This is a genomic window from Streptomyces sp. BB1-1-1 (genome assembly GCF_031597775.1).
Lineage (GTDB): Bacteria > Actinomycetota > Actinomycetes > Streptomycetales > Streptomycetaceae > Streptomyces > Streptomyces thinghirensis.
This window is the reverse complement of the sequence record NZ_CP134203.1, coordinates 8377497-8390087: the sequence shown is the minus strand read 5'-3', so window position 1 is coordinate 8390087 and position 12591 is coordinate 8377497. Positions and strand designations below refer to the sequence as shown.

The 12591-nt window shown below is 69.4% G+C and carries 12 protein-coding genes; 5 read left to right on the top strand and 7 right to left on the bottom strand.

Going from position 1 to position 12591, the window contains the following annotated elements; genetic code table 11:
* Positions 1–29: 29 nt before the first annotated feature.
* The 5 genes from RI578_RS38550 to RI578_RS38530 all read right to left on the bottom strand — a co-directional run bounded on the left by RI578_RS38550 (position 30) and on the right by RI578_RS38530 (position 6926).
* A complete protein-coding gene (locus RI578_RS38550; RefSeq protein ID WP_310875445.1) occupies positions 30–2063 on the bottom strand; it encodes a beta-galactosidase in 2034 nt (677 codons plus the stop codon).
* Positions 2060–2959 carry a carbohydrate ABC transporter permease gene (locus RI578_RS38545; protein WP_310875444.1) on the bottom strand — a complete coding sequence of 300 codons (900 nt, stop codon included), beginning with the start codon at positions 2957–2959 and terminating at the stop codon, positions 2060–2062. The genes RI578_RS38550 and RI578_RS38545 overlap by 4 nt, the downstream gene beginning before the upstream one ends.
* On the bottom strand, positions 2956–3870 hold the full coding sequence (locus RI578_RS38540) for a sugar ABC transporter permease (protein ID WP_310875443.1): 915 nt from the start codon (positions 3868–3870) through the stop codon (positions 2956–2958). The genes RI578_RS38545 and RI578_RS38540 overlap by 4 nt, the downstream gene beginning before the upstream one ends.
* Positions 3871–3942: 72 nt before the next feature.
* The gene (locus RI578_RS38535; RefSeq protein ID WP_310875442.1) at positions 3943–5295 is read right to left on the bottom strand and encodes an extracellular solute-binding protein; all 1353 of its coding nucleotides are present in this window, start codon (positions 5293–5295) and stop codon (positions 3943–3945) included.
* A 443-nt stretch (positions 5296–5738) separates the two neighbouring features.
* Entirely contained in the window at positions 5739–6926 is a 1188-nt protein-coding gene (locus tag RI578_RS38530) for an MFS transporter (protein WP_310875441.1), read from the bottom strand.
* Between the two features lie 51 nt (positions 6927–6977).
* Here RI578_RS38530 and RI578_RS38525 point away from each other — a divergent pair, with 51 nt between their 5' ends.
* Positions 6978–7724, top strand: coding sequence for a helix-turn-helix transcriptional regulator (locus RI578_RS38525; protein ID WP_310875440.1), 747 nt, complete (start codon positions 6978–6980; stop codon positions 7722–7724).
* A 188-nt stretch (positions 7725–7912) separates the two neighbouring features.
* Here the strand turns inward: RI578_RS38525 and RI578_RS38520 are convergent, their stop codons facing one another.
* Complete coding sequence (locus RI578_RS38520; RefSeq protein WP_310875439.1) at positions 7913–8272, bottom strand: MerR family transcriptional regulator; 360 nt, start codon at positions 8270–8272, stop codon at positions 7913–7915.
* Positions 8273–8385: 113 nt separating this feature from the next.
* On the opposite strand from RI578_RS38520, the gene RI578_RS38515 reads away from it, so the two are divergent.
* From RI578_RS38515 to RI578_RS38500, 4 genes are all read left to right on the top strand, one after another.
* Positions 8386–8982, top strand: a complete 597-nt coding sequence (locus tag RI578_RS38515) for a DsbA family protein (protein ID WP_310875438.1) — start codon at positions 8386–8388, stop codon at positions 8980–8982.
* Positions 8979–9488, top strand: a complete 510-nt coding sequence (locus tag RI578_RS38510) for a nucleoside deaminase (RefSeq protein ID WP_310875437.1) — start codon at positions 8979–8981, stop codon at positions 9486–9488. The genes RI578_RS38515 and RI578_RS38510 overlap by 4 nt, the downstream gene beginning before the upstream one ends.
* A 10-nt stretch (positions 9489–9498) precedes the next feature.
* On the top strand, positions 9499–9819 hold the full coding sequence (locus RI578_RS38505) for a multidrug efflux SMR transporter (RefSeq protein ID WP_310875436.1): 321 nt from the start codon (positions 9499–9501) through the stop codon (positions 9817–9819).
* A gap of 69 nt (positions 9820–9888) precedes the next feature.
* Positions 9889–10329, top strand: coding sequence for a multidrug efflux SMR transporter (locus tag RI578_RS38500; RefSeq protein ID WP_310875435.1), 441 nt, complete (start codon positions 9889–9891; stop codon positions 10327–10329).
* Positions 10330–10424: 95 nt separating this feature from the next.
* Here the strand turns inward: RI578_RS38500 and RI578_RS38495 are convergent, their stop codons facing one another.
* Positions 10425–12527: a fructose-specific PTS transporter subunit EIIC gene (locus tag RI578_RS38495; protein ID WP_310875434.1), complete on the bottom strand. Its 2103-nt coding sequence runs from the start codon at positions 12525–12527 to the stop codon at positions 10425–10427.
* Positions 12528–12591: the final 64 nt, after the last annotated feature.

The window sequence follows — 12591 nt, the reverse complement described above, 5'->3', positions numbered from 1 at the left end:
GTGGGTGGCTTCTCTGGAGCGTCGGCAGGTCAAGCCGGGGCGATCGTGAGGTCCTCGCGGACCACGACCACGTCGCCGGGCGGCACGACCACCCGGCCGTCGGTGATCTCCGCGCCGGCGACGCCAACTCCGCTGACGGAGACGTGGGCGGTGTCCAGCGTGTGGTTGATCAGGAAGAGGTACGCGTGCTCCTCCCCCGTGCGGCGTACCGCCTCCAGCCCCGGCGGGGCGTCGACGACGGGGTTCGCGCCGGCCTGGGCGCAGAGGGTGCGCAGCACCTCGCGCAGTGCCGTCACCGGCAGGCGGGTGGCCGTGTACCAGGCGGTGCCCCGGCCGAAGGAGTGCCGGGTGACGGCGGGGCCACCGTGCGCAGGCCCGCCGTCGGTGGTGTCCGCGAAGCGCAGCACCGGTGTGCAGCCGCGGGTTTCGACGCGTTCCACCCACTGCCGGACCCGTGTTCCGTCCTCCAGGAGGGCGTGGTCCTGGGTGCGCAGCGGCAGGTACTCGTCGACGACGAGTCCGAGGACTTCGCGCAGCGCCCCTGGGTTCCCGCCGAGGTGCACCCTGTCGTACTCGTCGACGACCCCGCTGAAGCAGCCGACGGCGAGATGCCCGCCCTGGTCGACGTAACGGCTGAGGTTGTCGGCATCGTGGTCGGACAGCAGGTAGTTGCTGGGGGCGAGGACGGCGCGGTAGCCGGTCAGGTCGGCGTCGGGCGGTACGAGGTCGCAGGTGATGTTCAGCGTCCACAGCGCCTCGTACCAGTCGCGGACCGCGTCCAAGTAGCGGGTCTGGTCCGACGGGCGGGCCTGCAGTTCCAGGGCCCACCAGGTGTGCCAGTCGAAGAGCATCGCGACGTCGCCGCGCACGCGGCTGCCGGTCACCTCCCTCAGCGCGGCCAGTTCGGCTCCCAGCGCTTTGGCCTCCTTCCAGACACGGCCTTCGGTGCCGGCGTGCGGAAGCATCGCGGAGTGCCATTTCTCGGCGCCGACGCGGGACTGCCGCCATTGGAAGAACATCAGCCCGTCCGCGCCCCGGGCGAGGTGGGCCAGACTGTTGCGGCGCATCTCTCCCGGCTGTTTCGCCACGTTGACCGGTTGCCAGTTGACGGCCGAGGTCGAGTGCTCCATGAGCAGCCAGGGCCGGCCCCGGGCCATGCCCCGGGCCAGGTCCGCGTTGAGCGCCAGGTCGATGTGTCCGTCGGGGTCGGCGGCCGGGAGGTAGTGGTCGACCGAGACAAGATCGCATTCGGCGGCGAAGGCGTAGCCGTCGACCTTCTTCTCCAGCGTGCCCATCACGTTGGTGGTGACGGGCACGCGTGGGGCGATCCGGCGCAGGATGGCGGTCTCCGCGCGGTGCCGGGTGAGCAGGGCGTCGGAGGAGAAACGGTGGTAGTCGAGTTCCTGTCCCGGGTTGCGGAAGGCCGTGGTGTCCCGGGGCGGGTCGATCTCTTCCCAGTCGCCGTAGCGCTGGCTCCAGAAGTCGGTGCCCCAGACGTCGTTGAGGGCGTCGAGGTTCTTGTACCGCTCCCGCAGCCAGGAGCGGAAGGCGTCCGCGCTGGTGTCGCAGTAGCACAGGGCGTTGTGATTGCCCCACTCATTGTGCACATGCCATACGACGAGTGCGGGGTGGTCGCCGTACCGTGCCGCCAGCGCCGTGACGAGGGCGTCCGCGGCTTCGGCGTAGGCGGGGCTGCTGGGGCAGAAGACCTGTCGGCTGCCGTGGGCGAGGCGGGTGCCCGAGGCGGTGACCGGCCGGGCGTCGGGGTGCTGCCGGGTGAACCACGGGGGCGGGGCGGCGGTTGCGGTGGCGAGGTCCACGGCGATGCCGTGTGCGTGCAGCAGGTCGAGGACCTCGTCCAGCAGGCGCCAGTCGTAGGTGCCGGGGCGCGGCTGGATGCGGGACCAGGAGAACACGCCGACGGTGACGAGGTTGACGCCCGCCTCACGCATGAGGCGTACGTCCTCCCGCCAGACCTCGCGCGGCCACTGCTCCGGGTTGTAGTCGCCGCCGTAGGCGATGCCCCCGAGAGTGCGGGTCACGTCGGTGAGGGGGTGGTTCACGATTTCACGGCTCCAGCGGCGAGTCCGGCGCGCCAGTAGCGCTGCAGGAGGAGGAAGGTGAGCACGATGGGCACGACGGAGATCAGGGCGCCCACGATGGTGAGGGTCTGCAGTTCGGGCAGGCGGCTGGTCTGCGACTGCCAGGTGAACAGGCCCAGGGTGACGGGGTACAGACGCTCGTCCTGCAGCATGATCAGGGGCAGCAGGAAGTTGTTCCAGATGACGACGAACTGGAACAGGAAGACAGTCACCAGGGCGGGCGCCATCAGGCGCAGTGCGACGGTGCGGAAGATACGGAACTCGCTCGCGCCATCCATGCGGGCGGCCTCCATCACCTCGTCCGGGACGGACGCGGCGGCGAAGATGCGGGAGAGGTAGACGCCGAACGGGCTGACGATGCTGGGGAGGAACACCGACCAGAAGGTGTCGGTGGCGTCGAACTCGGCGAACATCAGGAAGAGCGGCAGGGCGAGTGCGGTGGCCGGTACGAGGACGCCGCCGAGGACGACGGAGAAGACGGCTTCCCGACCGCGGAAGGTGTACTTGGCCAGGGCGTACCCGGCCGCGGCGGCCAGGAGCGTGGCGACGGCCGCGCCCAGGCCCGCGTACAGCAGGCTGTTGAGCAGCCAGCGGGCGTAGACACCGTCCTGCTGGGCGAAGAGCGAGGACAGGTTGTCGCCCAGGTGCCATTCGGCGGGGAGGAAACCGGGTGTGCTGACGAGGTCGCTCTGGCTCTTGGTCGACGACACGAGCAGCCAGTACACGGGCAGCAGCATGTAGCAGGCGACCGCGATCATGAAGGTGACGGCGACGGCGGTGGACACGCCGGTGCGCGGCCGTCGGCGCGTGGTGGGTGCGGGAGCGTGGGCCCCCTCGGTGCGGGTGAGGAAACTCATCCCTGCCTCCTGGAGGTGAAGCGCAGGAACGCGAACGAGAGGACGAACGTGACGAGAGCGAGGACCACGGAGAGGGCGGCTGCCTCGCTGTAACTGTCGCCCGAGGCGAGCGAGTACGCGGCGATGTTGGGGGTGTAGGTGCTCGTCACGCTGGTGGATATGGAGCGGAAGACCTGCGGCTCGGTGAAGAGCTGGAACGAGCCGATGATGGAGAAGACACCGGTGAGCACCAGGGCCGGCCGGATGATCGGGATCTTGATGCGCAGGGCGATGGTCCAGGCGCTCGCCCCGTCCACCCGGGCCGCCTCGCCGATGTCGGAGGGCACGGCCTGCAGGGCGGCGTAGATGATCAGCATGTTGTAGCCGGTGTACGTCCAGGTGACGACGTTGGCTATGGACCACAGGATGGCGTCGGGGCCGAGCAGGTCGACATCGGCGCCGACGTTCCGCAGCAGGTCCACCACGGGCGACAGCCGCGGGTCGTAGAGGAAGGCCCACATCAGGGCGGCCACGACACCGGGGATGCCGTACGGCACGAAGTAGACGAGCCGGAAGAACTTCTTGGCGCGCGCCACGGCGGAGTCCAGCAGCAGGGCGAGGACCAGGGAGAGCAGCAGCATCACGGGGATCTGCACGAGGGCGAATCCGAGGACGCGCAGCAGGCTCTCGGTGAAGTAGTCCGCCTGCAGGACCCGCGTGTACTGGTCGAACCCGGCGAACACCGTCTGCGTCCTGCCGAAGGTGCCGCCGGTCCGCTCGGTCTTGTGCAGGCTCTGCCAGAAGGCGTAGCCGACCGGGACGAGGGTGAAGAGGACGAAGGGGATGAGGAAGGGGGCGAGGAAGGCGTACGGGGCGAGGGTCCGGCGCGGGCGTCGGCGCGCCGGGGCCGGTGCGGCGGTGGTGGGAGTCACGGGCAGCCTTTGCGGTGCTGTTCCTGCCGCCCCGAGGCGGCAGGAAGGGCAGGAGGGGTCCGACGACGCGGTCTACTCGGTCACGTCGAGGGACTGCTTGCGCAGCGAGTCCGCGCTCTGCGCGCCGGTGTCCTTCAGCACGTCGCTCAGGGTGGTCTTGCCGCCGATCACGTTCGCCGTCCCGTCGCTGAGGTACCGGTAGGTGTCCGTCATCGTCGGGCCCCAGGTGAAGCCGGTGTCGACGTTGGCGGAGGCTTGCGCGAAGACGTCGAAGATCTTCTGCTTGCCGTAGAAGTCGACCGGCTGCTGCAGCGCGGGCAGCTCCAGGCCCGCCTTGGCCGCCGGGTAGAGCCCGCCCTCACGGTTGAGGATCGCCAGTGCCTCGGGGTCGGTGTTCAGCCACAGGGCGAACTTCGCGGCCTCCGCGGGGTGTTCGCTGCCGCCCATCACCGTGGTGGTGGACCCGCCCCAGTTGCCGGCCTGCTGGTCGCCCGCCTTCCACTGCGGCATCGGGGCGACCGCCCACTTGCCGTCGGTGGACTTGGCGTTGTCACGGATGGTGCTGTAGCCCCAGGCCGCGCTGACCCAGGTCACGACCTCGCCGGTGTTCCAAGCCTTGTACAGGGCCGGGGAGAAGCCCTGGAGGTCCGTGGCGACGAGCTTGTCGTCGATCAACTTCTGCCAGTAGTCGGCAACCTGGCGGCTCTCGGGCCGGTCGACGGTGACCTTCCAGGCGTCACCGTCGCGCTCGAACATGGTGGCCTTGTTCTGCCACAGCAGACCGGTGAACCAGTTCGGGTCCGTCTGGGAGAAGTGGGTGATGAACTTCCCCTCCTTCTTGAGCCTGCGGGCCTGCTCCGCGTACTCGTTCCAGGTGGCGGGGGCCTTCATGCCCAGCTGGTCGTATATGTCCTTGCGATAGAACAGGGCCATGGGGCCGGTGTCCTGGGGCACGGCCCAGACGCCGTCCTTGCCGTCGGCGCCGAACTCCACCTGGGACCAGGTCCAGTCGACGAACTTGTCGCCGGCCTCCTTGACCCCGGGGCAGGAGGAGATGTCGGTCAGGCCCTGCTTGAGCCGGAAGCTGGCCAGGGAGTCGTACTCGACCTGGCCGAGGTCGGGGGCCTTGTCCGCCTTCAGGGCGTTGGACAGGTTCTGGTAGGTGCCGGCGTTGCCCGAGGGAACCGTCTTCAACTTGACCTGGATATCCGGGTTTTCCTTGTTCCACACGTCGATGGCCTTCTGGATGCCGGGGACCCAGGACCAGTAGTCCAGCGTGACCTGGCCGGAGGCGGGCTCGCACGACCCGCCGGCCGCGCCGTCGGTCTCGTCGCCACCTCCTCCACCGCAGGCGGTCACCGCGGTGAGGGTCAGTGCCACTCCGCCGAGCATGCAGCGTCTGGCCAGGTAAGTGCGAGCAGGCATCACCATGAGGTCGCTCCTTGCGCCGATGTCCGCTCCGACGAAGCGGTGGGCACAAGAGATAACGCGAACCCACAGAAGTCAACAGCGCAGGAGGAGAAAGTCGACCTCGATCCTCGTTCGCAATCAGACCGTTACATCGCGCACAGTGATTGAATGGCTGTTGACCTGGAGTTTTAAGGATTCAGTCGACACGGGCGGACAGCGCTCCCGCCGTGCGGAATCGATTACGTTCCGGCGCCCGGCGCCGCCCTCCAAGAACATCGGCGCACACCGGGAACGGCCCGATCCAGCTGTCGGGCCGTCACCGAGCAGAGCTACTCGTGCGATTGCCTTAGCGAACTCACGCGAACGGATCGGTCGGGGTGCAGGAACGATGACTCACAGGACCGACCACGCACGAGTGGGGCGGAGCGGGTTCCGGCCGGGTCCTTGCGGAATCGGGGTCAGGCGTCTTGCCGTGCGGATGCGGGCCCCGGTGCGGTGGCTCGGGGCTCGGGTGCGGTGGGTTCGGGCAGGGTGCGGAAGAGGAGCCAGCTCAGGGCGGGCATGGCGATCAGGGGGGTGAGGGCTGTGCGGAGGGATGTGGAGTCGGCCAGGTGTCCCAGCAGGGGGCTGATGAGGCCCCCGATGCTGACGGTGAGGCCGAGGGTGACGCCGCTGGCGGTGCCGATGCGGGAGGGCAGGTAGTCCTGGCCGAGGGTGACTTGGAGGGAGAAGGGGACGTACAGGCCGGCGGAGGTGAGGGCCACGAAGAGGAACATGACCGGGCCGGGTGTGTAGATCACTCCGGTGACGGCGGCGATCGAGAGCAGGTAGGACCAGCGGGAGACGCGGACGCGGTCGTAGCGGTTGGCCAGGGAGCCGCCCAGGACCGAGCCGACGGCGCCGCCCAGGAACAGCAGGAACAGGGCGATGGTTCCCGCGGTGGTGCTGTCCTGCATGCGCTGCTGGGCGTAGAGGGAGATGAAGGTGCTCAGGCCGGTGAAGACGATGGAGCGGAAGACGACCGCCAGGGACAGTCTCACGAACGAGGCCACATCGTCCGCGCTCCGGGGCGCCTCCGACCTGGACGTGCCGGCCTGGGGTCGGGCGAGCATCCGCAGGACGGGCACGCACAGGGCGGCGCCGGCGAGCGCGGGGATGACGAGCACGGGTGTCCAGTGCAGGGAGCCGTGTCCGATCGCGGCCGCCACCATGAGCGGGGCGAGCGCGAAGCCGATGTTGCCGCCGAGGGAGAACCACGCCATCGCGCTGTGGCTGCCTTCGCTGACCAGTCGGGCCACGCGGGCGGATTCCGGGTGGTAGGCGGCCACACCGACTCCGGAGACCGCGACGAAGAGCAGAGTAAGTCCGTAGGAGCCGCTCAGGCCGCTCAGCGCGATGCCCACACCGCCCAGCAGGGTGCTGACCGGCAGCAGCCACGGCATCGCCCACCGGTCGGTGAGCGCACCGAACAGCGGCTGGGCCACCGACGACAGCAGGGAAGCGGCCAGCACGATGCCGGAGGCCACCGCGTAGGTGTAGTCCCGTTCGGCCACGAAGAACGGGATCAGCGCCGCGACGGCGCCCTGGTAGATGTCGACGCAGGCGTGCCCCACGGCCAGCAGGGAGATCGATGTTTTCCTTCGCACGCCTCCCATGCTGGGAGAAGCATCGCTGTCGCGCTTTCGATAGATTGACAGATGATGCAGGAAATCCGCCACACCCCCGTCGCGCCGACCCGGACCCAGCGTCTTGCGTCCGGCGGCGAGATCGACGCGCACCGCCACGACGACCACCAGATCGCGTACGCCAGCAAGGGCACCATCGCGGTGACCACCAACGCCGGCTCCTGGGTCGCCCCCGCCACCCGCGCGCTCTGGATCCCCGCAGGCACCGTCCACCAGCACCAGGCCCACGGCGAACTCGACCTCCACCTCGTCGGCCTGCCCACCACCGAGAACCCCCTCGGTCTCGACAAACCGGCCGTCCTCGCCGTCAGCCCGCTCCTGCGCGAACTCATCGTCGCCTATACCTGCGACCCCGATAACGACAGCCCGCCCCGACTGCGCCTGCGCGCCGTCATGCTCGACCAGCTCGCCCTCTCCCCCGAGCAGCCGCTGCACCTGCCAACCCCTACGGACCCTCTGCTCCGGGAACTGCACGACGTCCTGCGCGCCGACCCTGCCGACAACCGCTCCCTCGACGACCTCGGACGCCGGATCGGCGCCAGCGCCCGCACCCTTTCCCGCCGCCTCCGCGCCGACCTCGGCCTCACCTACCCCCAATGGCGCACCCAGATCAGGCTCCACCACGCCCTGATCCTCCTGGCCGACGACACCCCCGTCACCACCGTCGCCCACCGATGCGGCTGGTCATCGGCCAGCACCTTCATCGACGTCTTCCGCCGAACCTTCGGCCACACCCCCGGCGCACGCCCCACCACCTGACACCGGTGACCACCGCCACGGCGTTCCGCCCGTCCCAAGTACGGTGCCCAGCCCTGTCGTTGGCTGATGCGCGCACAGCCCAATGGCTGCCCGGCCGGTCTCGACGTGGTGCGTGAGTACGAATGGCGGCCGGAACAACGTGTGGGCGGGGTCGCGATCGCGGTCGGCAGGGCGTGCGCTGCCGTTGGTCACGGGGCTTCACCGGGCAAGGCCGTGTCGATGCGGAGCGCCTGCAGGGTGTCGAGTTCGCGGTCGATGTCGCGTCGCTTGGCCTCCAGGCGCTCGGCCTCCTGGGCGAACAACTGCTCCATGAGACCGTTGCGCTCTTCGAGCGGGGCCTCCATGCAGGGAAGCACTTCGTCGATGGTGGTGCTGCCCAGGCCGGCGGCGAACAGGTGCTGGATCATGACGACCCGCTCCACCATGGAGCTGTCGAAGTCGCGCCAGCCGCCAGGGGTGCGCTCGGAGCGGATGAGCCCGTGTGCCTCGTAGTACCGCAGGGACCGGGTGCTGACGCCGCTGGCAGCCGCCAGCTCGCCGATGCGCATGAGACCTCCTGAACCGTTCGCCAACTCCCGTTCCTTGAAGTTGACACCGGCGTGAAGTTACACGATCTGGGTGTCGCACCCACAGGGGGTGCCTCGGGGAACCGGAGGTCGCCGTGACTGCTCAGATCCATGTGTGGTCGGACTACGTCTGCCCGTTCTGCCTGATGGCCGACGAGCTGATTGAGCGCGCGATCACCGATCGGCCCGATGTCGAAGTCGTCCACCACGCTCACGAGCTGCGTTCCCGGCCGACGCCCACCCTGCGGCCGGAGGACCCGTACCTGCCCGACATCTGGGAGCGTGCCGTGTACCCGATGGCACGTCACCATCAGGTGCCGATGCGGTTGCCGGCCATCTCGCCGCAGCCCTACACCGAGCTGGCCTTCCGGGGCGCCCAGTACGCCGCGGAGCAGGGGCGGGCCCACGCCTACCACCGTCGCGTGATGACGGCGTTCTTCCGCGAGGACCTCGACGTCGGCGACCGCGCGGTCCTGGTCCGGCTGGCCGAGGAGGCCGGGCTCGACCCGGCCGCCTACGCGGCGGCCCTCGACGAGCAGGAGTACGCCGAGCGGCACCGGCAGGCACTGGCCGAGTCGGCGCGGATGAACATCACCGTCGTGCCCACCATCATCATCGGCACCCGGCGCATCGAAGGCGTCGCCACCGAAGGCGTGATCCGCCGGGCCCTGCACGAAGCGGCCGCCGCATGAGCGCGGACACGTCCCGGCTCACGGCTCTGATGGCCGACGCCGTGGAGACCTGCGTCCGCCGGGTCGAGTCCGGCGGGGTTCCCTTCGTCGGACTGCTCGTCGCCGACGACGGGTGGGTCTCCGACCCCGGCGTGAACCTCGTCGACGAGACCGGCGACCCCACCGCCCACGCGGAGATCGTCGCCCTGCGCAAGGCCGTCCGGGCCCGCGGCCGGGCTGCTCTGCAGGGAGCCACCCTGCTGGCGACGGGAGAGCCGTGTGCACTGTGCTACCGCGTCGCCGCCGCCCACGGCATCGCCGCGGTCCGCTTCGCCGTCGATCGCGACACCGCCGCCGCGTGGGGCTTCGACTACCGGGCCGGCTACGCCGTCGACGCGACCGACCGGCTGCCGCTGGCGGCGACGGCCCGGCCCCTCCCGGTGGAGCGGGGCCTGGCCCCCTTCGCCCGCTACCTCGACCTGCACCGCGACGGCTTCACCACCCACTCGTCACCCACCACCACGTAAGGACACCGTCATGCACTGGCTCTACCTCGCCATCGCCGTCGTCTTCGAGATCGCCGTCGCCCTCACCGCCGGCAAGGCCCAGGGCTTCACCCGGCCCGGCTGGACCGCCGCCACCCTGGTCAGCGGTGGCATCGCCACCTACCTCCTCAGCCAGGCACTGCTGACCTTCGAGGTCGGCGTCGGCTACGCGATCTGGACCGCCGTCTCCGGCGTCGGAATCGTCGTGCTCGGCGCCCTCCTCTTCGGCCAGCGTCTGGACTGGCGCAAGTTCGTGGGCATCGCCGCCGTCATCGTCGGAGTCGTCGGCCTCCAGCTCAGCGGAGCAGCCTGACCACACCGGAAACCAACCAACCCCGCCCCGCCCCGCCCCGCCGAGACCGTCCCCGAGGAGAGAACTCACATGTCCAGCGCCACTGCCCCCACCGCCGACAACACCACCCCCACCACCGCCACCACCGAGAACGTCACCGCCCGCAGCGACCGAGCCCGCGCATGGCTGGTCCTCCTCCTCGCGGGCGCCTTCGAGATCGCCTACGCCTTGGCCGTAGGAGGCAGCCAGGGCTTCACCGTGCTCTCCTGGTCCCTGATCGCGGTGGCCTTCTTCCTGCTGACGCTGTTCTCCCTGAGCCTGGCCCTGCGCACCATCGACGTAGGCATCGGCTACGCCGTCTGGGCCGGCATCGGCGCCGTCGGAGCGGCACTGCTCGGCCCGGTCTTCTTCGATGAGACCCTCACCCCGGTCAAGGCCCTCTGGCTCACCGTGATCATCGGTGGCGTCGTCTGGCTCAAGCTCGCGGACAGCTCCAAGCAGACGCGGACCGAGCGGTCCGCCCACCAGTGACGGTCACGGCAGCCATACATGCGAGGGCGGGCCCGGCGATGCCGGGCCCGCCCGCTCGTACGGGGCTACGTCCAGCGCATGGCGCGGTCGAAGCGCTACTGAACCTCGGCCAGCACGCGCAGAATCGCGGCCTCGTCCTCAGCCGTCTGCAGCCGTGCTCTGAAGTCGGGGTCCATCAACTTCCGCGACAGCAGCGCGAGAATCCGAAGATGTTCGTCACCGGCGGCAGCCTCCGGCACAGAGATCATGAAGACGAGCTTTGCTTCCGTCCCGTCGAGCGAGCCCCACTCGATCCCCTCCGCGGACCGTGCGAAACCGACGACCGGTGCGGTGACAGCATCCGTCTTGGCATGCGGAATGGCGATCTCCTCGCCGAGCCCGGTCGTGCCCTGCTCCTCGCGCCGCAGCGCGGTCCGCACGAGCTCCTCGACGTCGGCGACCTTGCCGGTGGCGGCGAGCAGGCTTGCCATCTCACGGATGGCGGCCTCCTTGTCGTGCGCGTCCAGCTGCCGCTTCACCGTCTGCTCGGTGAGGTACCCGGAGAGTACTTCGGGTTCGGGTTGGGGTTCGGGTTCGGCCGTTGCGGCAGTCGACGCCGGGGCGGACGCGGTGACCTGAGTGGCGGATACGGAGCCCTTTGCGGCCGCACTGGCTCCGACGGTGGCGGCTCCGGGCTCGGGTGCCGTGGCGGGGTGCGGCACGGACACCGGTCCGGCCTGCTTCTCCTGCTTGGCGGACTGACGGCTCGCCTTCAGCTCCAGGAGCGCGTTCGTGGCCAGGGCAGTGACAAGCACACCCGCGACGATCGCCACGAAGAACATGGCCACACCGTCGATCGCCGTGAACACGGCGACGATCGGCCCGCCGTGCGGTACCGAGTCCTCGACCCCCGCGAGGCCCGCGATGGCGCCGGCGACCGCTCCACCCAGCATGTTCGCCGGGATGACCTGCGCCGGTCGCGCCGCCGCGAAGGGGATGGCGCCCTCCGAGATTCCGAAGAAGCCCATGAACAGCGCCGCGATGCCGGTGTCTCGTTCCTGCTGCGTGTAGAGCTTTCGGCGCAGCAGCGTCGCCAGACCCTGTCCCAGGGGCATCACCGGGATCGCCGCCGCGGCCATGCCCATGACCGCGTTGTTGGTGCCGATCAGACCGGTGCCCACCAGGAACGCCGTCTTGTTGACCGGGCCGCCCATGTCGAAAGCGATCATCAGACCGATGACGGCGCCGAGCACGATCGCGCTCGACCCGGTCATCCCGTTCAGCCAGCTGGTGAGGTGTGTGAACACCCAGGAGATCGGTGTGCCGATGACGTAGATGAAGAACAGGCCGACGATCAAGGTGGACACGATGGGAACCACGATGATCGGCATGATCGGCTGTACGAACTTCGGCACCTTGATCTTACGTATCCACAGCACGACATAGCCCGCGAGGAAACCGGTGGCGATCGCGCCCAGGAAGCCGGCGTTGGCGTCAGCGCCGTAGATGCCGACGCCGTCGTAGGCGAGGAAGCCTCCGATCATGCCCGGAACGAGCGCGGGCCGGTCGCCCAGGGCGAAGGCGATGTAACCGGAGAAGATCGGCAGCATCAGCTTGAAGCCCAGGCCGCCCAGGGCGTTGATGTCGTACCAGAAGGAGTCCTTCGGGATCTCGATACCGTCCGGCGTCGTATGCCCGCCGATCGCCAGCGCCACCGCGATGAGCAGCCCGCCGACCACGACGAACGGGATCACGAAGCTCACGCCGTTCATCAGCGCCTTGTATGCCGCGCTGCGCTCCTTGCCGCTACCGGACGAGGCCGCGGCGGGGGTGGCGCCGCCGCCGTCCCCGCCGCCATGCACGGGCGCGCTTCGCACCTGCTCGATGAGCTGCTCGGGGTGACTGATGCCCTCGGACACCCCGACCGACAGGACCCGCTTGCCTTCGAACCGGCCGCGGTCGACGTCCTTGTCCGCGGCGATGATGACGCCGTCGGCACCTCTGACATCGTTGTCAGTAAGGACGTTCTCGGCCCCGATGGAGCCTTGCGTCTCCACCTTCATCTCGATGCCGAGGGCGTCCGCCGCCTGCTGCAGCTTCTCCGCCGCCATGTAGGTATGCGCGATGCCGGTGGGGCAGGCGGTCACTGCGAGCAGCTTCAGCTTCTTCTGCTGCGCGGCCGCCCCGCCGCCGGAGTGGGCGTCTGCCGGACTCGTCACGTGGTTCTCCTTTGCGCCTTCTCGCTTCAAGGCCGCACAAGCGTGCGCGGCGGCCCTGCGTGCG